The 21,196-nt window shown below is 54.3% G+C and carries 21 protein-coding genes; 15 read left to right on the plus strand and 6 right to left on the minus strand.

What is annotated here, in order from left to right; all coding sequences use genetic code 11:
* The 5 genes from sapD to pspF all read right to left on the minus strand — a co-directional run bounded on the left by sapD (nt 1) and on the right by pspF (nt 5,553).
* On the minus strand, nt 1-993 hold the full coding sequence (gene sapD / locus INF77_RS13410) for a putrescine export ABC transporter ATP-binding protein SapD (protein ID WP_028013384.1): 993 nt from the start codon (nt 991-993) through the stop codon (nt 1-3).
* Nucleotides 993-1,883 (minus strand): putrescine export ABC transporter permease SapC, encoded by an 891-nt coding sequence (gene sapC / locus INF77_RS13415; protein WP_028013383.1) that lies wholly within the window; start codon nt 1,881-1,883, stop codon nt 993-995. Before sapC ends, sapD begins: the two co-directional genes overlap by 1 nt.
* Nucleotides 1,870-2,835, minus strand: a complete 966-nt coding sequence (gene sapB / locus INF77_RS13420) for a putrescine export ABC transporter permease SapB (protein ID WP_041909670.1) — start codon at nt 2,833-2,835, stop codon at nt 1,870-1,872. The genes sapC and sapB overlap by 14 nt, the downstream gene beginning before the upstream one ends.
* Nucleotides 2,832-4,472, minus strand: coding sequence for an ABC transporter substrate-binding protein SapA (sapA, locus tag INF77_RS13425; RefSeq protein ID WP_049138259.1), 1,641 nt, complete (start codon nt 4,470-4,472; stop codon nt 2,832-2,834). The genes sapB and sapA overlap by 4 nt, the downstream gene beginning before the upstream one ends.
* 88 nt (nt 4,473-4,560) lie before the next feature.
* Complete coding sequence (gene pspF, locus INF77_RS13430; protein ID WP_162269366.1) at nt 4,561-5,553, minus strand: phage shock protein operon transcriptional activator; 993 nt, start codon at nt 5,551-5,553, stop codon at nt 4,561-4,563.
* A 152-nt stretch (nt 5,554-5,705) separates the two neighbouring features.
* On the opposite strand from pspF, the gene pspA reads away from it, so the two are divergent.
* The 15 genes from pspA (at nt 5,706) to INF77_RS13505 (ending at nt 20,132) form a co-directional block, all read left to right on the plus strand.
* Nucleotides 5,706-6,374, plus strand: coding sequence for a phage shock protein PspA (gene pspA / locus INF77_RS13435; protein ID WP_028013379.1), 669 nt, complete (start codon nt 5,706-5,708; stop codon nt 6,372-6,374).
* A 53-nt stretch (nt 6,375-6,427) separates the two neighbouring features.
* Nucleotides 6,428-6,652, plus strand: a complete 225-nt coding sequence (gene pspB, locus INF77_RS13440) for an envelope stress response membrane protein PspB (RefSeq protein ID WP_028013378.1) — start codon at nt 6,428-6,430, stop codon at nt 6,650-6,652.
* Nucleotides 6,652-7,011 (plus strand): envelope stress response membrane protein PspC, encoded by a 360-nt coding sequence (pspC, locus tag INF77_RS13445; protein WP_028013377.1) that lies wholly within the window; start codon nt 6,652-6,654, stop codon nt 7,009-7,011. The genes pspB and pspC overlap by 1 nt, the downstream gene beginning before the upstream one ends.
* Nucleotides 7,012-7,023: 12 nt before the next feature.
* Nucleotides 7,024-7,248, plus strand: coding sequence for a phage shock protein PspD (gene pspD, locus INF77_RS13450; RefSeq protein ID WP_028013376.1), 225 nt, complete (start codon nt 7,024-7,026; stop codon nt 7,246-7,248).
* A gap of 184 nt (nt 7,249-7,432) precedes the next feature.
* Nucleotides 7,433-9,130, plus strand: a complete 1,698-nt coding sequence (locus INF77_RS13455) for a sugar phosphorylase (RefSeq protein WP_028013375.1) — start codon at nt 7,433-7,435, stop codon at nt 9,128-9,130.
* Between the two features lie 13 nt (nt 9,131-9,143).
* A complete protein-coding gene (locus INF77_RS13460; RefSeq protein ID WP_047368688.1) occupies nt 9,144-10,436 on the plus strand; it encodes an ABC transporter substrate-binding protein in 1,293 nt (430 codons plus the stop codon).
* 22 nt (nt 10,437-10,458) lie between these two features.
* Nucleotides 10,459-11,340 carry a carbohydrate ABC transporter permease gene (locus tag INF77_RS13465; RefSeq protein ID WP_028013373.1) on the plus strand — a complete coding sequence of 294 codons (882 nt, stop codon included), beginning with the start codon at nt 10,459-10,461 and terminating at the stop codon, nt 11,338-11,340.
* A complete protein-coding gene (locus INF77_RS13470) occupies nt 11,327-12,169 on the plus strand; it encodes a carbohydrate ABC transporter permease (protein ID WP_028013372.1) in 843 nt (280 codons plus the stop codon). Before INF77_RS13465 ends, INF77_RS13470 begins: the two co-directional genes overlap by 14 nt.
* 29 nt (nt 12,170-12,198) lie before the next feature.
* Nucleotides 12,199-13,251 (plus strand): zinc-binding alcohol dehydrogenase, encoded by a 1,053-nt coding sequence (locus INF77_RS13475; protein ID WP_193532750.1) that lies wholly within the window; start codon nt 12,199-12,201, stop codon nt 13,249-13,251.
* Between the two features lie 17 nt (nt 13,252-13,268).
* A complete protein-coding gene (locus INF77_RS13480) occupies nt 13,269-14,057 on the plus strand; it encodes a sugar phosphate isomerase/epimerase (RefSeq protein WP_063437894.1) in 789 nt (262 codons plus the stop codon).
* Between the two features lie 11 nt (nt 14,058-14,068).
* Complete coding sequence (locus INF77_RS13485) at nt 14,069-15,127, plus strand: Gfo/Idh/MocA family protein (RefSeq protein WP_193532749.1); 1,059 nt, start codon at nt 14,069-14,071, stop codon at nt 15,125-15,127.
* Nucleotides 15,121-17,400: a glycoside hydrolase family 65 protein gene (locus INF77_RS13490; protein ID WP_193532748.1), complete on the plus strand. Its 2,280-nt coding sequence runs from the start codon at nt 15,121-15,123 to the stop codon at nt 17,398-17,400. Before INF77_RS13485 ends, INF77_RS13490 begins: the two co-directional genes overlap by 7 nt.
* On the plus strand, nt 17,390-18,055 hold the full coding sequence (gene pgmB / locus INF77_RS13495; protein WP_045260648.1) for a beta-phosphoglucomutase: 666 nt from the start codon (nt 17,390-17,392) through the stop codon (nt 18,053-18,055). Before INF77_RS13490 ends, pgmB begins: the two co-directional genes overlap by 11 nt.
* Before the next feature lie 13 nt (nt 18,056-18,068).
* Nucleotides 18,069-19,151: an ABC transporter ATP-binding protein gene (locus INF77_RS13500; RefSeq protein WP_041909689.1), complete on the plus strand. Its 1,083-nt coding sequence runs from the start codon at nt 18,069-18,071 to the stop codon at nt 19,149-19,151.
* A gap of 66 nt (nt 19,152-19,217) precedes the next feature.
* Nucleotides 19,218-20,132 (plus strand): OmpG family monomeric porin, encoded by a 915-nt coding sequence (locus tag INF77_RS13505; RefSeq protein ID WP_028013365.1) that lies wholly within the window; start codon nt 19,218-19,220, stop codon nt 20,130-20,132.
* A gap of 33 nt (nt 20,133-20,165) precedes the next feature.
* On the opposite strand, the gene INF77_RS13510 is transcribed toward INF77_RS13505, so the two are convergent.
* Nucleotides 20,166-21,176, minus strand: coding sequence for a LacI family DNA-binding transcriptional regulator (locus tag INF77_RS13510; protein WP_041909694.1), 1,011 nt, complete (start codon nt 21,174-21,176; stop codon nt 20,166-20,168).
* Nucleotides 21,177-21,196: the final 20 nt, after the last annotated feature.

Raw genomic sequence — 21,196 nt, forward strand, 5'->3', positions numbered from 1 at the left:
TCACTCTCTCTCCATGTTCAGCGGGAAATGACAGGCGTAAAGATGATTTTTGGCGCCGGTCAGGCGCGGCGTTTCGATACATTTACGCTGAGCATACGGACAACGCGGCCCCAGACGACAGCCTATCGGCAACGATTCCAGCAGCGGAATCGCTCCGGGCAGGGTATTCAGACGGCTCTTGTGCGGCATGGCGCTGCCAAAATCAGGAATGGCGCGGATAAGCGCCTGCGTATATGGATGGTGCGGCGCGGCGATCAGCTCCTCACTCGGGGCAGTTTCGACCGTTTGCCCGCAGTACATCACGTCAATTTTATCCGCCCATTTGCTGAGCATTTGCAGGTCATGGCTGATCAGCAAAATGGTGGTGTTATTGTTCTGGTTCAGGCGCGACAGCAGGCGGAAAATTTGTGCCTGGGTGGTCGGCTCCATCGCGTTGGTGGGTTCATCCGCAATCAGTAAACGCGGCTGATTAGCCAGGGCGATGGCAATCATCACCTTCTGGCATTCACCGTCGGTCAGCTCATACGGGAAGCTGCGCATCGCGTCTTTATGGTCTTTGATCCCGACGCGGTGTAATAGCTCAATGGCGCGGCGCTTGCGCCAGCCGAAACGCTGCCACCAGCGGCCTTTATAGGTCCAGCCGGGAATATTCTGCATCAGCTGTTTGCCTACGCGCTCGGACGGATCGAGGCAGGACTGTGGCTCCTGGAAAATCATCGAGACGTTATGGCCGACCAGCTTGCGACGCTCGCGCGGAGAGAGGCGCAGCAGGTCTATATCGTCGAACCGCATGCGGTCGGCGGTCACGCGCCAGTTGTCTTTCGCCACGCCGCAGATCGCTTTGGCGATCAGGCTTTTTCCCGAACCAGATTCACCCACCAGCCCGCGAATCTCGCCCTCGGCGAGAGTAATGCTGATGCGATCGACAGCTTTAACCCAGCCTTCACCGGTTTTGAATTCAATGGTGAGGTTGCGAATATCAAGAAGCGGCATTATTGCACCCCCGCGTTAATTGCACGGCGAATACCATCGCCCAGCAGGTTGATCAGCAACACGCTTACCATAATCGCCGCCCCCGGCAGCATAACCGTCCACGGCGCCACGTAGATCAATTCCAGCGCGTCACCGAGCATCGCACCCCATTCAGGGGACGGCAGCTGCGCGCCGAGGTCGAGGAACCCGAGCGCAGCGATGTCCAGGATCGCCATCGACAGCGCACGGGTGATCTCGGTGACCAGCCCGGCGGCGATGTTTGGCAGAACGGCAAACCACAAAATATTGAAGGTCGTCGCGCCGTCCAGACGGGCCGCAACGACATACTCTTTTTCCAGCTCGTCATGCACCATGCTGTAAACCGAGCGCACGATGCGGGGGAGGATAGCCAGCCAGACGGCGAACATGGCATGCGACAGATGCGGACCGGCAAAGGCAACCACAATGATTGCCAGCAGCAGAGACGGAATCGACAGCAGCGTGTCCAGAATGTGGTTCAGCACCGCCGAGCGCAGGCCGTGCGTGGAGCCCGCGAAAATACCGAGAGCCAGTCCACAGAGCGTCGCCGCGAGCGTCACGACAAACGCGCCGCCCACCGTCGGGGCAGCCCCGCTTAACAGACGGCTCAATACGTCGCGTCCGAGATCGTCAGTGCCGAGGAAGAATGAGACTTCGCCGTAGCGTGACCAGGAAGGCGGTAGCAGCTGATAGCCAAGGAACTGCTGATCGATGCCATAAGGCGCAAACCACGAACCAAAGAGGCAAAGCAATACCAGACCGGCGCAGCCATAAAGGCCGATCATTGCCGTGGTGTCACCATAGAACTTTCGCCACACGGTACGCAGCGCACCGGGCGTGCGCTTTTCACTGTAAACGTTATCGTAAGGCATACCATTCCTTATGCTTCAATGGGTTAGCCATCGCACCCAAAATATCGGACAACACGTTAACAATAATGACCAGCGAACCAATCACCATCACACCCGCTGAGATAGCAGCATAATCCTGCTGACGGATGGCGTTAATCAGCCAGCGTCCCAGCCCGGGCCAGCTAAAGACCATCTCGGTGATCATGGCCAGCGTAAGCATGGTGGAAAACTGCAGCCCCAGGCGCGGAATTACCGGCGGCAGAGCGTTGTGCAGGACGTTGCGGCGCAGTATGGTCAGGCGCGACAATCCGCGCGTGGCGGCAGCTTTGACATAGTTCTGCTCAAACACCTCGATGGTGCTCAGGCGCATCAGGCGGATCACCTCGGTTGTCGGCGCAACCGCCAGCGTCAGCACCGGCAGTACCATATGACGCAGGGCGCTGACGATCATCTCATGGCGCCAGACGGAATCGGACAGCCAGGCGTCAATGATGGCAAAACCCGTTACCGTTTTAACCGTATAGAGCAGGTCAAAACGGCCAGAGACTGGTAGCCAACCCATCGTCAGCGAGAAGAACAGCGTCAGCAGCAGCGCCAGCCAGAATACCGGGATAGAGAAGCCGAGCAGGGCAAGGGCGCTGATAAACTTATCCTGCCATTTGTTGCGGTAGATCCCGGCCAGCATGCCCACGGGAATACCTACCATCAGGGCAAAGCCGAAGGCCAGAATGCACAGCTCCATCGTGGCCGGGAATACCTCTTTCAGCTGCTCGGAGATAAGCTGCCCGTTGATGCTCGACACGCCGAAATCCCAGTGCAGCAGACCGTTAAACCAGAACAGCCAGGCATCCCACAGCGATGAGCCCTGTAGCGGGGCATGCGGCGTGAAATAGCTCAGGCTGAAGCCGACAAAGTTCAGGAAAAAGAGCGTCACCAGCAGTAAAAGGAGCCGACGCAAGGTAAAAATAATCATGGTTTTTTCACCTCTTGTTCTTTTTCACGCGATACGCCGGCGAACGAGGCGTTGCCGAACGGGCTCAGCACCAGGCCTTTAATATCATAGCGGTAGGCCTGAAGGCGCAGGGAAGAGGCCAGCGGAAGCACCGGCAGTTCCTGAGCGAGTATCTTTTGCGCTTCATCGTAAGCGTCAATGCGCGAGGCCAGCTGTTGGGAAGAGAGCGCTTTTTGCAGCACGGCGTCGAACTCCCGGTTACACCAGTGGGCGTAGTTGGTCTGCGAATTTATCGCAGCACAGCTCAGCAGCGGCCGGAAGAAGCTGTCCGGATCGTTACTGTCGGTAGCCCAGCCTGTCAGGGTGAGGTCGTGATTCATATCCATCAGGCGCGCCTCCTGGAAACGGCCCTCAACCGGTACGATGATCACCTTGACGCCCACTTGCGCCATATCCGCCTGCAGCAGTTCAGCGGTTTTCAGCGGGCTCGGGTTCCACGCCTGGGAGCTGGTGGGCACCCAAAGCTGGAGCGTCAGGTTTTCCGCGCCCAGCACTTTCAGTTGTTCACGCGCTTTTGCCGGATTGTATTCCGTAATTTTAGCCTCACCGTCGTAGGCCCACGAGGCGCGCGGTAAAATTGAGGCGGCGGTTTCCGCCGTGCCGTAGTAGATCGACTGCATCAGACGCTGGTTGTTGATCGCCAGCGCCAGAGCGTGACGTACGGCAGGGTTGTTAAGCGGCGGCTTATCGGTGTTAAAGGCCAGATAAGCGATGTTCATCCCCGGGCGTAACGTCAGACGCAGACGCGGATCGTCGCGCAAAATGGTGAGCTGGCTGGCAGCGGGCCAGGCGAGCACGTCGCATTCCCCGGTGAGCAGTTTCGAGAGCCGTCCCGTTCCGCCAGACCCGAGATCGACCACCACCTGCGGCATCAGCGGCGTACCGCGCCAGAAATGTTCGTGGCGCTGCAGGCGAATATATTGCCCCGCGCGGTATTCGGCCAACTGGAATGGACCGGTACCGACCGGCTGGCGGTCGAGCAGCTCCTGACGATCTTTTTTCGTCAGCTTCGCCGCGTATTCGGCGGACATAACGGACGCATAGTGGGTCGCCAGGTGCCAGAGGAAGGAGGCATCCGGGCGCGTCAGCGTAAATTCAACCGTCCGGCTGTCCAGCTTGCGCACGCTTTTAACGGTGTCGGCAAACTGCAGGCTGTCGAAATAGGGGAAATTATCCCCGTTAACGTTATGCCACGGGTGGTTACGGTTAAAGATACGCTGGAAGGTGAAGACCACGTCATCCGCGTTCAGCTTGCGCGTAGGGGTAAACCACGGCGTACGCTGAAACGCGACATCATCGCGCAGGCGAAAACGGTAGGTTGCACCGTTATCCAGGACTTCCCAGCTTTCCGCAAGTTCAGGCACCAGGCGATAGGTGTACGGGTCGACATCAAGCAGACGGTCGTAAAGCTGCGCGGCGAGCGTATCCACAATCAGGCCGCTGCCCGCTTTTTGCGGGTTGAAGGTGTCCACCTGGCCACTTACGCAATAGACGAAGCCGCTGTCACGAATGTCAGGCTGCGTAGACTGCCCGGGCGCAGCAAACGCCAGGCCGCTGAACAGACCGAGTGCAAAAAAGGACGATAAAACCAGACGCATAATTTTTAAGGTTTTTAGGTTCGATCTGCAAAGTGTATCGCACTTACGCCTGCTTCGTAAAAATGTCTGCGGGTAAGTGCCGATATTGTCAGCGCATTTGATGTTTTTTAAGCAATGCCCGTAACTGATGGTAGGTCAGGCCCAGGAGTTCGGCCGCGCGTTTCTGGTTATATTTCGCCGCCTTCAGGCTTTGCTCCAGCAGCTGTTGCTCCTGCTCGTGCTGGAACTGGCGCAAATCAAGGGGCAGCGCGGGAGTATCGCCTGATGATGATGGGGAGGAAACCGGCGGCGCATTGCGCTGAAAAGGATCGATAATGATATTGTCCAGCTCCGTTTCGCTGCTGCCGTGGCGGTAAACAGAACGCTCCACAACGTTCTTCAGTTCGCGGATATTTCCCGGCCAGCGGTAGGCCAGAAGCGTCTCCCGCGCATGATCGCTGAAGCCGGGGAAAAGAGGTAGACCGAGCTCGCGGCACATCTGAATTGCAAATTGTTGAGCAAGCAGCATGATGTCGCTTCTCCTGTCGCGCAGGGGCGGAAGCTGAACGACGTCAAAGGCCAGGCGGTCAAGCAGATCGGCACGGAATTTCTCCTCCGCGACCATATCCGGCAGATTGGCGTTGGTGGCGCAGACCAGGCGCACGTTAACCTGCAGCGGCTGGCTGCCGCCGACGCGCTCCAGTTCACCATACTCAATCACGCGTAGCAGCTTTTCCTGCACCAGCATCGGCGCGGTGGCGAGTTCATCAAGGAACAGGGTGCCGCCGTCGGCGCGCTCAAAACGTCCCGGATGGCGCTTCTGAGCGCCGGTAAACGCGCCCGCCTCGTGGCCGAACAGCTCGGTGTCGAGCAGGTTTTCATTCAGCGCCGCACAGTTTAGAGAAATGAAGGGGCCGTCCCAGCGTCCGGATAAATAGTGCAGACGGTTGGCAATCAGTTCCTTACCCGTGCCGCGCTCGCCGATAATCAGCACCGGTTTGTTGAGCGGCGCAAGGCGAGAAACCTGTTCCAGCACCTCAAGAAAGCTGTTGGCTTCGCCGAGTAAGTTATCTTTGTATTGAGCCATGATGAAATTAACCACTCCTTAGCGATATTCACCAGGTCAGCATAGTTCTGTGATGAATAAAAATCAATCACATCGTGTAAAATCAATAAGATAAAAAAACTGGCACGGAAATTGTATTATCAGTACAGCAGGGCATAGCCCGATAACAGAACTATGAGGATTTGATTATGGGTATTTTTTCTCGTTTTGCCGACATCGTGAACGCCAACATCAACTCACTGCTGGAGAAAGCAGAAGATCCGCAGAAGCTGGTGCGCCTGATGATTCAGGAGATGGAAGACACGCTGGTTGAAGTGCGTTCTACCTCCGCCCGTGCGCTGGCTGAGAAAAAACAGTTAACGCGCCGTATTGAGCAGGCCACCGCTCAGCTCAATGAATGGCAGGAAAAGGCGGAACTCGCCCTGCGCAAAGATAAAGAAGATCTTGCTCGCGCAGCGTTAATTGAAAAGCAGAAGCTGGCGGACATGATCGCTACGCTGGAGCATGAAGTCACGCTGGTGGAAGACACGCTCACCCGCATGAAAAAAGAGATTGGTGAGCTCGAAAATAAACTGAGCGAAACCCGCGCGCGTCAGCAGGCGCTGACCCTGCGTCATCAGGCGGCAAGCTCTTCCCGCGACGTGCGTCGTCAGCTGGACAGTGGCAAGCTGGATGAGGCCATGGCGCGTTTTGAGTCATTCGAGCGTCGTATCGACCAGATGGAAGCGGAAGCAGAGAGCCACGGCATCGGTAAGCAAAAGTCGCTGGATCAACAGTTTGCCGATCTGAAAGCGGACGATGAAATCAGCGAGCAGCTGGCGGCATTGAAAGCCAAAATGAAGCAAGATAACCAATAATAATGTTGCGGCACCTGAGCGTGCCGCTAAGCATCCGACGACAAGGAGTACACATGAGCGCGCTTTTCCTGGCCATCCCCCTGACGATTTTCGTGCTGTTTGTTTTGCCGATTTGGCTATGGCTGCACTACAGCAACCGTTCTTCAGGGAACGATTTATCCCAGAGTGAACAACAACGTCTTGCGCAGCTTACCGACCAGGCTAACAAGATGCGCGATCGCATTCAGGCGCTGGAAGCAATCCTGGATGCAGAACATCCTAACTGGAGGGACCGTTAATGTCAGGACTGAATCTGAACAAAAAATTGTGGCGAATTCCACAGCAGGGCATGGTGCGCGGCGTTTGCGCCGGGCTGGCCCATTATCTCGACGTTCCGGTAAAGCTGGTTCGTGTGGTCACGGTGCTGTCGATATTTTTCGGCCTGGCGTTTATCACTTTCGTGGCCTACATCGTGCTGTCGTTTGTACTTGACCCGATGCCGGAAGGCGAACTGGCTGCGGAAGGCGCGCCTACCAGTAACGATCTTCTCAATGCGGTTGACGATCGGCTGGCTGAAGGGGAGAAGCGGTTACGTGAAATGGAACGCTATGTCACATCCGATACCTTTACGCTGAGAAGTCGTTTTCGTCAGCTTTAAGAGAGAATATACATGAAGAAAAACTGGCAACAGGCCGGTCAGAAGGTAAAACCCGGCCTGAAAATCGCAGGTAAACTGGTTCTGATGACGGCGTTACGTTACGGCCCGGCAGGTGTGGCGGGCTGGGCGATCAAATCTGTTGCCCGCAAGCCGGTCAGAATGTTGCTGGCCGTGGCGCTTGAACCTCTGTTGCAAAAAGCGGCAAAGCGGCTGTCACGCCGTTACTTATCCCGATAATTCACGCTCGCGTTAGCCCTTTCTCTCCCCGGAAGGGCTAACGACATTTCATCCCTTTCCCTCACTTTCTTTGCGGCAGCTCACATTACTGCACAGAGCTGCTTTGTAATTGCGTTTTTCAGCCTCCCGGTTCGTTGACAGATATTTTTCAGGGGAGTAGATTGCCCTTCGTGGGACCGCTACCATGGAAAATAATGTGAACGCAAAAATTAAAAAACTTATCAATCATATTTACGGTGAATCATTTTCTGAAGCACATTTTAAAGTGTTATTAACAAAGCTTGAACAAGCTGCTGTTGATATTACAGAAAAGCGTAAATCAGGCTGGGATGAAAAAGACGTTGTTCTGATCACCTACGCCGATCAGTTCTCCGCGAAAGGGGAGAAAGCGTTGCCGGTATTTACCCGCTTTTATAATGAGTGGCTTGCTCGCACGTTTTCCCATGTCCACCTTTTACCTTTTTATCCGTGGTCCTCTGATGACGGATTTTCCGTTATTGATTACCACAACGTTGCGCCTGAAACCGGGACCTGGCAAGACGTTGCTGATTTAAAACAGTCTGCCAGCTTAATGTTTGATTTCGTCTGCAACCATATGTCAGCAAAAAGTGAATGGTTTGCTAATTATCTTGCGCAGAAACCTGGCTACGAAGATTTCTTTATTGCTGTCGATCCTGAAACTGATTTATCTGCGGTGACGCGTCCTCGCGCATTACCGTTGCTGACGCCGTTTACGCTGCATGATGGCAGCGTGCGTCATCTTTGGACCACCTTCAGCGATGACCAGATCGATCTCAACTTCGCCTCGCCTCAGGTGCTGATTGCGATGGTTGATGTGCTGCTCCATTACCTGGCGGAAGGGGCGCGTTATATCCGTCTGGACGCCGTCGGATTTATGTGGAAGATCCCTGGAACAAGCTGTATCCATCTGGAACAGACTCACTGCCTTATCCAGCTTTTCCGTGCTATTACCGAGGCCGTGGCGCCGGGTACCGTAATCATTACTGAGACGAACGTTCCGCATAAGGACAATATCTCTTATTTCGGTGACGGTGAAAATGAAGCTCAGATGGTCTACCAGTTCTCCTTGCCGCCGCTGGTGCTGCATGCAGTGCACCGTCAGGATGTTAACGCTCTCTGTCAGTGGGCGGGATCGCTGGCGCTGCCTTCAACAAAAACGACCTGGTTCAATTTCCTGGCGTCTCATGACGGTATCGGTCTGAACCCACTGCGCGGCATTCTGCCGGAGTCTGAAATCCTCGCACTGGTTGAGAAACTTCAGCAGGAAGGGGCGCTGGTCAACTGGAAAAATAATCCTGACGGAACGAGAAGCCCTTACGAAATCAATGTGACCTATCTTGACGCGTTAAGCGCGCAAAACAGTTCAGATGATGAACGCATTGCGCGCTTTATTCTGGCGCATGCGGTGCTGTTAAGTTTCCCGGGTGTACCTGCCGTGTATATTCAAAGTATTCTTGGCTCCCGTAACGATTATGAAGGGGTCGAGCGCCTCGGCTATAATCGCGCGATAAACCGCAAGAAATATACCGCCGGTCAGGTTGATCTCGAACTTAATAATAAAAATAGCATTCGTCATAAAATTTATTCCCGTTTAAGCGAGTTTATTGCGATTCGTCGTGGGGAAAGTGCGTTTCACCCTGATGCCCAGGCATTTTTTGAATCACTGGATGAACAAATTCTTAAAATTGTTCGCGTGGCTGAAAACGGTGAGAGAATTACAGCCCTGTTTAATTTTAGTAATAACGTTCATACCGTTTATGGGGACACGCTTACTGGTATGGAATTACTATCAGGACAAGCTGTTAGCGGTAAAGAGCTGACCCTCAATCCATGGCAGGTTATGTGGATTAAAGAAAACTAAAAAGGACCCTAAAATGAAAATGCCCAAAATTGTGCTGTTATCAGCACTGGTTTCGTGCGCCCTGTTATCAGGCTGTAAAGATGATAAAGCGTCTGCTGTGACCATTGAGTTCATGCACTCGTCAGTAGAGCAGGAGCGCCAGGCGGTTATTACGAAACTGATCGAAAAATTCGAGAAAGAAAACCCCGGCATTACGGTGAAGCAGGTGCCGGTGGAAGAAGATGCCTACAACACCAAAGTGATTACGCTCGCCAGAACGGGCGCGCTGCCTGAAGTGATTGAAGTCAGCCATGATTACGCGAAAGTCATGGATAAGGAACAACTGCTGGATCGCAAGGCTATCGGTGAAGCCATTGAAGCGGTAGGCGAAAAGACCTTCTATGACGGGATCCTGCGCGTTGTGCGTACTGAAGACGGCACAGCCTGGACAGGGGTGCCGATGAGCGCCTGGCTGTCCGGCGTCTGGTATCACAAAGATGTGCTTGCCGCTGCGGGTATTCAGGAACCGCATAACTGGGAACAGCTGCTTAAAGCCAGCCAGAAGCTTAACGACCCGGCCAACAAACATTACGGTATTGCGCTGCCCACCGCGGAAAGCGTCATGACCGAGCAGGCGTTCTCCCAGTTTGCGCTTTCCGGCGGCGCGAACGTTTTTGATGCCAACGGAAACGTTGAAATTGACACCCCTGAAATGGCGAAAGCACTGGCGTTCTATAAAGCGCTGGCCGCGACCACCATGCCGGGCTCGAACGACGTCATGGAGATCAAAGATGCCTTCATGAACGGTTCTGCACCGATGGCCGTCTATTCCACCTACATCCTGCCAGCGGTATTCCAGGATGGTAACCCTGCCAACCTTGGCTTCGTTGTCCCGACAGAAAAGTCCTCTGCCGTTTATGGCATGGTCACCTCGTTGACGATCACCAGCGGACAAACCGAAGAAGAAACGCAAGCGGCTGAAAAGTTTGTGACGTGGATGGAGCAGGCTCAAAACGCAACCGACTGGGTCATGATGTCGCCGGGCGCGGCGCTGCCGGTGAACACGCTGGTCGTAGGAACGGATACCTGGAAAAACAACGAGGTGATTAAAGCGTTTGGGCAACTGCCTTATGAACTGATCGCCCAATTCCCGAACGTACAGGTGTTTGGTGCTGTCGGCGACAAAAACTTCACGCGCATGGGCGATGTGACAGGGTCCGGCATTATCAGCTCCATGGTGCATAACGTCACCGTGGGTAAACAAGATCTCAGCGCAACGCTTAGCAAGAGCCAGACGCGACTGACTGACCTGATTTCACAACGATAGGAGCGCTCTGCGGAAGGAAATTATGAAGACGTTGTTTTCTGGTCGTTCAGATATGCCTTTCGCCATGCTGCTGTTGGCCCCCAGCCTGATTTTGCTGGGGGGCCTGGTGGCCTGGCCAATGATTTCCAATATTGAAATCAGTTTCTTACGTCTGCCGCTTAACCCGCGTATTGATGCGGTGTTTGTTGGCCTGGATAACTACATCCGCATTCTGGGGGATGCTGCGTTCTGGCACTCGCTGTGGATGACGTTCTGGTATACGGCGCTGGTCGTGCTCGGCAGCACCGGGCTGGGTCTTGCCGTCGCCATCTTCTTTAACCGTGAGTTTCGTCTCCGGAAGACGGCGCGTTCGCTGGTGATTTTATCCTACGTGACACCCTCTATTTCCCTGGTATTTGCCTGGAAATACATGTTCAACAACGGCTACGGCATTGTGAACTATCTGGGCGTCGATCTGCTGCATCTGTATGACCAGGCGCCGCTCTGGTTCGACAACCCTGGCAGCAGCTTCGTGCTGGTGGTGCTGTTCGCCATCTGGCGCTACTTCCCGTATGCCTTTATCTCATTCCTGGCAATTTTGCAGACCATTGATAAATCGCTGTATGAAGCGGCAGAGATGGACGGAGCCAACGCCTGGCAGCGTTTCCGTATCGTCACGTTGCCCGCCATCATGCCTGTACTGGCAACGGTGGTGACGCTGCGAACCATCTGGATGTTCTACATGTTTGCGGATGTTTATCTGCTGACCACGAAGGTCGATATTCTGGGCGTGTATCTCTATAAAACTGCCTTTGCATTCAACGATCTGGGCAAAGCAGCCGCCATTTCTGTTGTGCTGTTTGTGATCATCTTCGCCGTCATTCTGCTGACCAGAAAAAGGGTAAACCTCAATGGCAACAAATAAACGCATACTGGGCCGTATTGGTTTCTATCTGGGGCTGGCGGTATTTCTGATTATCACGCTGTTCCCGTTCTTCGTGATGCTGATGACGTCATTCAAGAGCGCGAAAGAGGCCATATCGCTGAATCCGACTATTTTGCCGCAGGCGTGGACGCTTCAGCATTACGTTGACATCTTTAACCCGCTAATTTTCCCGTTCGTGGATTACTTCCGCAACAGCATGGTGGTGTCGCTGACGTCATCGGTAATTGCGGTGTTTCTCGGCACGCTGGGCGCTTACGCCTTGTCCAAGCTACGTTTTAAAGGACGCGCGACGATCAACGCGAGCTTCTACACCGTCTATATGTTCTCCGGGATTCTGCTGGTGGTGCCGCTGTTCAAAATCATCACCGCGCTCGGCATTTACGACACTGAACTGGCGCTGATCATCACCATGGTGACCCAGACGTTGCCTACGGCGGTATTCATGCTGCGCAGCTATTTCGACACCATTCCGGACGAAATAGAAGAGGCCGCGATGATGGATGGTCTGAACCGCCTGCAAATCATCTTCCGCATTACCGTGCCGCTGGCCATTTCCGGTCTCGTGTCGGTGTTTGTTTACTGCTTCATGGTGGCATGGAACGACTACCTGTTTGCCTCCATTTTCCTGTCCAGCGCCAGCAACTTTACCCTGCCGGTCGGGCTGAACACGCTCTTTAGTACGCCAGATTATATCTGGGGTCGCATGATGGCGGCATCGCTGGTGACGGCGCTTCCGGTGGTCATCATGTACGCACTCTCTGAACGTTTTATTAAAAGTGGTTTGACCGCCGGTGGCGTCAAGGGCTAAGGCGGCCAATTTTTTATCAGGAGCAAGTTATGAAGAAGTTAGTTGCGACAGCGCCACGCGTAGCGGCGCTGGTGGAGTATGAAGACCGTGCTGTGGAAACACATGAAGTGAAAATTCGCGCCCGCTTTGGCGCCCCGAAGCACGGAACGGAAGTCGTGGATTTCCGCGCGGCAAGCCCGTTTATTGATGAAGAGTTCAACGCAGAGTGGCAGATGTTCACGCCGCGTGAAGAGGGTGCTGCGCGCGGTATCGAATTCGGTAAGTTCCAGCTGGGCAACATGATCGTTGGCGACATTATTGAATGCGGTGCAGACGTAACGGAATACCAGATCGGCGACAGCGTCTGCTGCTACGGCCCGCTGCAGGAGACGGTCATCGTTAACGCGGTAAACAACTATAAGCTGCGTAAAATGCCGCAGGGCGCGTCCTGGAAGAATGCCGTTTGCTACGATCCGGCGCAGTTCGCCATGAGTGGCGTGCGAGATGCCAACGTCCGTGTGGGTGACTTTGTTGTCGTGGTCGGTCTGGGAGCCATCGGACAGATTGCGATTCAGCTGGCGAAAAAAGCCGGTGCGTCAGTGGTTATCGGCGTTGATCCGATTGAACACCGCTGTGAGATCGCTCGCCGTCACGGCGCGGACCACTGCCTGAATCCAATCGGTACCGATGTCGGTCTGGAAATTAAAAAGCTGACCGGCAAGCAGGGCGCGGACGTGATCATAGAAACCAGCGGCTTTGCGGATGCGCTGCAGTCCGCGCTGCGCGGGCTCGCCTACGGCGGCACCATCTCCTACGTGGCCTTCGCCAAACCGTTTGCGGCAGGCTTCAACCTGGGCCGCGAAGCACACTTTAACAACGCTAAGATTGTCTTCTCCCGCGCCTGCAGTGAACCGAACCCGGACTATCCGCGCTGGAGCCGCAAGCGTATCGAAGAGACCTGCTGGGAATTGCTGATTAACGGTTATCTGAACTGTGAAGATCTGATCGACCCGGTCGTGACCTTCACCACCAGCCCGGAAAGCTATATGAAGTATGTCGATCAGCATCCGGAACTCAGTATCAAAATGGGCGTCACTTTTTAAGCTAAGGACAGCAAATCATGAAGATCGCAACACAAAACCAGGCCTTTTTCCCGACCAACATCATGGAAAAATTCGAGTACATCAAAGCGATGGGTTTTGATGGCTACGAAATTGACGGCCGTCTGCTGGTGGAAAATCTCGACGAAGTGAAAGCCGCAATCAAAGCCACGGGCCTGCCGGTGACGACTGCATGTGGCGGGTACGATGGCTGGATCGGTGATTTCATCGAAGAACGCCGTCTGAACGGATTACAGCAGATCGAACGCATTCTGGAAGCGCTGGCAGAAGTGGGCGGAAAGGGCATTATCGTGCCTGCGGCCTGGGGCATGTTTACCTTCCGTCTGCCGCCAATGACCTCTCCACGTAGCCTGGACGGTGACCGCAAAGCCGTAAGCGCCTCGCTGCGCTGGCTGGATGAGGTGGCCGCGCGCACCGGCACCACCGTCTACCTGGAGCCGCTGAACCGCTACCAGGATCATATGATCAACACCCTGGCAGACGCGCGTCGTTATATCGAAGAGAACGGCCTGAAGCACGTGCAGATCATCGGTGATTTCTATCACATGAACATTGAAGAAGACTCACTGACGGACGCGCTGCATCAGAACCGCGATCTGCTGGGTCATGTTCACATTGCAGATAACCACCGCTATCAGCCGGGCAGCGGCAGCCTCGATTTCGCCAGCCTGTTCGATCAGCTGCGTACCGATAACTATCAGGGATACGTGGTGTATGAATGCCGTGTTCGCGCCGAGGATCCGGCTAAGGCTTATCAGGACTCTCTCACTTATTTGCGTGAATGCTAAGGATGGCGAGCGTGATGAGTGCTTCTACACCTTCGCCTCTGCGCGTCGCCATTATTGGCGCCGGGCAGGTCGCGGACAAAGTGCATGCCTCGTATTACGCCACGCGCAGTGATGTTCAAATGGTGGCTGTCATGGACAGCCGCCTTGAGCAGGCACAGGCGTTCGCGGAACGTTATGCTATTCCATCGGCATGGCAGGACGCTCACGAGATGTTGCAGGCAGTAAAACCGGATGTGGTGAGCGTCTGTTCGCCCAACCGGTTCCATTTTGAACATGTGATGGCGGCGCTCGAGGCGGGTTGCCATGTGATGTGTGAAAAGCCCCCGGCGATGACGCCGCAGCAGGCTGATGAGATGCGCATCGCGGCGCGCAAGGCAGGAAAAGTCCTGGCCTATGATTTTCACCATCGCTTTGCCCTGGATACCCAACTCCTGCGCGATGCGGTAATGAACGGAACGCTCGGTGAGGTTTACTTTACCTCAGCGCAGGCGCTGCGTCGTTGTGGTGTGCCGGGGTGGGGCGTTTTTACCAACAAATCGCTACAGGGCGGTGGACCGCTTATTGATATCGGCATTCATATGCTCGACGCCGCAATGTATGTCCTGGGTTTCCCGGCGGTAAAACGGGTGACTGCGCACAGCTTCCAGAGGCTGGGAAACCGTAAAAGCACCGGTCAGTTTGGCGAGTGGGATCCTGCGCAATTTACCGTGGAAGATGCGCTATTTGGCACGATTGAATTCTGCAACGGCGGCATTTTGCGTCTGGACACCTCCTTTGCGCTTAACATTCGCGAGCAGTCAATCATGAACGTCTCTTTCTGCGGTGAAAAGGCGGGTGCAACGCTGTTCCCGGCGCACATCTACAACGACGAAGCCGGTGTTTTAGAAACCCTTACCCAGCGCGAAGAGGCGGACGATCAGCGCCATCTGCGCAGCATGAATGCCTTTGTACGTCACGTGCTGGGAGAGCCCGTGATGATTGCCGATGCAGAACAGGGACTGGTAATTCAGCAGCTTGTTGGCGCGCTTTATGAATCCGCAGAAACAGGGGAAAGCGTAACACTATGCTGAACGTCTCTGTATTAACCGATCCGGGCTTTTGTCCACACAGCCTGAATAAATACGCCTCCATCATGGCATGCGGCAATGGCTACATGGGCATTCGCGCCGCGCATGAAGAAGAGTACACCCAGCAGACCAGAGGCATGTATCTCGCTGGGCTGTATCATCGCGCGGGGCGCAACGAGACCACCGAGCTGGTCAATCTGCCGGAAATCACCGGTATTGATGTAGAGCTGGACGGCGTCAATTTCACCCTCCTGGCTGGGGAAATTCTTGAGTGGCAGCGCGAGCTGGCCTTCGCTAACGGCGAACTGCATCGTAACGTTGTCTGGCGTTCGCCCGACGGCAAGCGCTATCGGCTGGAGAGTCGTCGTTTTGTGTCGCTGGATCAGTTGCCATTAGTGGCTATGCAGCTCGCAATCACCCCCCTTGATGCCTCCGCGCAGGCCGTGCTGAAAACCGGCATTGATGCGACGCAAACGAACAGCGGCAGACAGCATCTGGATGAAATCTCGGTCAGGGTCTTTGATCAACACTATATGCAGGGGGTGTATGAAACGCAGGACCGGGCGTCGGAGGTTGTTGTTTCGGCGTTTTGCCAACTCTCCTCGAAAAGTGACAGCTGTTTCACCGCCAAAAATCGGCGTCTCAGCGTACATCATTCACTGACCATTGCTCAGGGTGACACTGTCACGCTTGAAAAGATCGTCTGGGTGACGCATCGCAGCGATAAAGCGCTGTCACAGGAGTCTTTTGCGCGCAACGCGCTGGCCGATCTCAAAGTTTCTGCCGCAAGAGGTTACGACGCATTGCTTGAAAGCTCAGCGTATGCCTGGAAAGAGGTCTGGCGTGATGCCCGGGTGGAAGTGACTTCCGCAGAGCAACAGGATCAGATGGCGCTGGATTACGCCGTCTGGCATCTGACCACCATGACACCTGCCCATGATGAGCGAAGCAGTATCGCCGCGAAAGGGCTGACGGGGGAGGGTTACAAGGGCCACGTCTTCTGGGATACCGAAATTTTCCTGCTGCCTTTCCATCTATTTACCCGCCCGCAGGTTGCCCGCAGCCTGCTGCGCTATCGCTGGCTTAATCTGGCTGGCGCACGGGAAAAAGCCCGTCGTAACGGCTGGCCGGGCGCGTTGTTCCCATGGGAAAGCGCCGCAAGCGGAGAGGAAGAGACGCCGGAGTTCGCGGCAATCAACATCCGCACCGGGGTACGCCAGAAGGTGGCTTCCGCACTTGCTGAGCATCACATCGTGGCTGATATTGCCTGGGCCGTCGTTGCGTACTGGCAGGCGACGCATGATGACGCCTTTATGCGTAACGAAGGCCTGACGCTGCTGATGGAAACGGCTTTGTTCTGGATGGGACGCGCAACGGACGTCAATGGTCGTCTGGAAATCCATGATGTGATCGGACCGGACGAATACACCGAGCACGTGAACAACAACGCTTACACCAACTATCTGGCCTGGCACAACGTTGCCTGCGCGCGCCAGTTTATGGCGATGTTTGGGCGTGAGGATGAGCGTTTTACGGAGAATGCCGCGCAGTTCCTGGCGCGCTTATGGCTACCGGAGGCCGATGCAGACGGTGTGATCCCGCAGGATGATACCTTCATGGCAAAACCTGCCATCGATCTGAGCCGCTACAAAGCCAAAGCGGGTAAACAGACGATTCTGCTCGATTATTCCCGCGCGGAAGTGAACGAGATGCAGATCCTTAAGCAGGCCGATGTGGTGATGCTTAACTACCTGCTGCCAGAACGGTTTACGCCACAGCAATGCGCCGCCAATCTGGCGTTCTATGAGCCACGCACGATCCATGATTCGTCCCTGAGCAAGGCCATTCACGGGATTGTGCTCGCGCGCTGCGGTGACACGCAGGGGGCCTATGCCTTCTGGCGCGATGGCATCGCCATTGATTTGGGCGAGGATCCGCACAGCAGCGATGAGGGCATTCATGCTGCGGCAACCGGTGCGATCTGGTCTGGCGCAATTCAGGGATTTGCTGGCCTGCAAATCATTGAAGGGGAACTGCATCTCGCGCCAAAACTGCCTGCTCACTGGCAGAAACTCGCTTTCCCGCTGCGGTGGCGGAACGCAGCAATGCACTTCACGTATGAGAACGAGGTGTTAACCATTGAAACCACGGCGCCTGCCACGCTGACGCTGTGGGGCAAAACGATGCATGTATCGGAGCGAAAAGTTTGCACCTATAAGGACTTTTCTGTATCCGCATCTGGGACCGCTACCACGGAGGGGCGCCATGACGCTTAAGGCTGTTGTATTCGATTTGGACGGTGTGATCACCGATACCGCGCATCTCCACTTTCTGGCCTGGCGTGCCGTGGCGGAGGAAATTGGCATTACCTTCGACGAAGTGTTTAACGAACAGCTCAAGGGGATAAGCCGCATGGATTCCCTCCAGCGCATTCTGAAGCACGGCGGAAAAGAGGGGATGTTTAGCGAGGAGCAGTGCCTGGCGCTTGCGACGAAAAAAAATGCGCTTTACGTCCAGTCGCTGGCATCACTGACGCAGGATTCTCTTCTACCGGGGATCCGCGACGTGCTGGCGGAGATCCGTGCCGCGAAGGTCAAGATTGGGCTGGCATCCGTATCGCTCAATGCCCCAGGGATTTTGCACGCGCTGGGCATTCATCAGGCCTTCGATTTTTGCGCTGATGCTTCCCGCATTTGCCGTTCAAAGCCGGACCCGGAGATCTTCCTTGCGGCCTGTGCGGGGCTGAACGTGCGTCCTGCAGAGGCGATTGGCATTGAAGATGCCGCTGCGGGTGTTGAAGCAATCAACGCCGCAGGAATGCTGTCGGTCGGGATTGGGCCTGGCCTTAACCATGCGGGATTACAACTTCATTCAACGCGGGAACTGACCTGGAAATGCCTGACAGAATTCTGGGCGTCCCGGGCGTATTGATAAGGAATAAATTATGGCTCAACTTTCTCTGAAACATATTCAGAAAATCTATGATAACCAGGTCCATGTGGTTAAGGATTTCAACCTCGAAATTGAAGACAAAGAGTTTATTGTTTTCGTCGGTCCCTCGGGCTGCGGTAAATCCACGACGCTGCGAATGATTGCCGGTCTTGAGGAGATCAGCGCGGGTGAACTGATTATCGACGGCGTGTGCATGAATGACGTGCCTGCCAAATCACGTGATATCGCGATGGTATTCCAGAACTATGCGCTTTATCCGCATATGACGGTCTACGACAACATGGCGTTTGGCCTGAAAATGCAAAAAATAGCGCCCGCGGTGATTGAAGAACGCGTGAACTGGGCGGCGCAGATTTTAGGGTTACGCGAATACCTGAAGCGTAAACCTGGCGCTTTATCGGGTGGTCAGCGCCAGCGTGTGGCGCTGGGCAGGGCGATCGTGCGCGAAGCGGGCGTCTTCCTGATGGATGAGCCGTTATCCAACCTCGATGCCAAGCTTCGCGTGCAGATGCGTGCCGAAATCAGCAAGCTTCACCAGAAGCTTAACACCACCATGATCTATGTTACGCACGACCAGACGGAAGCCATGACGATGGCGACTCGCATCGTGATCCTGAAAGACGGCATCATTCAGCAGGTGGGTGCGCCGAAGCAGGTATACAACGAGCCGGCCAATATGTTTGTCGCAGGGTTCATCGGCTCACCGGCAATGAACTTCATTCGTGGCGCTATCGACGATCGCTATTTCGTAACGGAAACGCTGCGTCTGGAGATCCCTGAGGACAAGCTAGCCGAGTTGAATGCGCAAGGTTACCAGCGTAAAGCGGTCGTCTTCGGGATCCGTCCGGAAGACATTCTTACCCTGCAGAGCAGCGGAGAAGATATCGCGGCGAAAGTCAGCGTCGCTGAGCTTACCGGTGCCGAATTTATGCTTTATGCCACCGTGGGCGGACATGAACTGGTTGTCCGCGCAGGCGCGGCCAATGACTACGTAGCCGGAGATACTATCGGAATTCAGTTCGATATGAATAAGTGCCATTTCTTCGACGCCGATACCGAAGCGGCTATTAGATAAGAAAGGTGTTTGCCGGAAATGCAAATTTCCGGTTTTTTTGTTTGTTAATTATAAAGGGAATATTTAATGAGTACTCTACTAAGAAGTGCTGCGCTCGTTCTGTGCGCAGGGGTTAGCTGTGCGCAAGCAACAGAACCCGCAAAGCAGTGGGCGTTTAATATCGGTGCCATGTATGAAATTGAAAACGTCGAAGGTCAGAGCGACGATAAAGATGGATTATATGAACCCTCCGTATGGTTTAATGCAACATGGGATGCCTGGACAATCTCTCTGGCAATGTATCAGGAAGGGCCGGTTGATTATAGCAGCATGACGCGTGGCACCTATTTCGATCGCCCGGAATTTGAATTGCGCTATCGCTTTATCGGCACCGATGATTTTACGTTCGGTCTGACCGGTGGCTTCCGCAATTATGGTTATCACTTTAAAGATGAACACGGCGCCAAAGACGGCAGCGCTAATATGCAGCGCTATAAAGTTCAGCCTGACTGGGATATTAAATTAACCGACGACTGGCGCTTTGGCGGCTGGTTTGCCATGTATCAGTTTGCCAACGATCTCGATAAAACCGGTTATTCTGACAGCCGCGTCGAGACCGAAACCGGTTTTACCTGGACCATCAACGAAACGTTCTCTGCGAAAGTAAATTATTATTTAGAGCGCGGCTTCAATATGGACAGCTCACGTAATAACGGCGAGTTTTCTACCCAGGAAATTCGTGCCTACCTGCCGATTTCGTTAGGCCAGACGACGTTAACGCCATATACCCGTCTGGGACTCGATCGCTGGTCAAACTGGGACTGGCAGGACGATCCGACGCGTGAAGGACATGATTTCAACCGTCTGGGTATGCTGTACGCCTATGATTTTAACAACGGTTTATCCATGACGCTGGAATATGCCTACGAATGGGAAAACCATGACGAAGGTGAGAGCGATCGCTTCCACTACGCGGGTGTCGGCGTGAACTACGCGTTCTGATCATGATTTACCAGGGGCGATTGCCCCTGGTTATTAGCGCAAGGACGCCGCATCCGAAAAATGCGTATCAACCAAAATCTTATGCGGCGCAGGTTTACCCGCAATACGCTTAAACAACACGTTGCAGCTCTCTTCGCCGAGCTTTCTCGTCGGAATATCAAACCCGCCTGGCGCAGGGGTTAAAACGAGAGACAGCATCGGATCGCTGTAGCCTGCCATAACAACCTGCTCGGGAACCATCAGATTTAACTCATCCGCAGCACGATAAAGACCCAACAATTTCATACTGTCAGTAGCAAAAACGGCATTGGGCGGGTTGTCAGACGAGAGTAATTTGCAGGCTGCCTGTAGCGCGCTTTCATGGGTATATCCGCCATCAATGACCCAGTCCGGGTTTATGGCGATACCCTGCTTCTCAAGGCTGGATTTATAACCCGCAAGGCGATCGATAGAAACGTGATAATCGAGCGGGGCATGCAGACAGGCAATTTTTGTTCGCCCATGTTTAATAAACGAATCGACCAGAATAGCGCTGTCGTGAAAATTGTCCGTATCAACAGAATAAATATTCTGGAACTTACCTTCTACTTTTCCAATAACCACCACGGGCACACCGTATTCGTCCAGCGTGGTGAAAAAAGATTCGTTTGCGGGTGAACTCAGCATGATGATCCCTTTGATCATCTTCTGCTTTATTTTTCCCACGCACTTCTGCAGATCGTCCTCACTGCTTTTCGAGGTTTGTAAAATAACGTCAAACCCTTCCTCTTCCGCTTTTGCCGTAATGGCGTGAAGAACATCGGAGAAAAAAGGGTTACCGGCAGTAGTTTTTGTCGAGCGGGTCGAAATAACCATAATGGCATCAAAGCCAGAAGAGGTCAGGGCGCGGGCCAGTTTGTTGGGCTGATAATTTAATTCGTCTATCGCCTTAAGCACTTTGTCTCGCGCTTCAGGGGAAATATTCGTTTGTTTATTCAGAACGCGGGAAACGGTTGATTTCGATACGCCCGCAACCCGTGCGATATCATAGATGGTGGGTGACATACACCTTACTCACTCCGGAC

Origin of the sequence: Enterobacter cloacae complex sp. P1B (assembly GCF_014982345.1) — a bacterium.
In the GTDB taxonomy this organism is placed as follows: domain Bacteria; phylum Pseudomonadota; class Gammaproteobacteria; order Enterobacterales; family Enterobacteriaceae; genus Enterobacter; species Enterobacter bugandensis.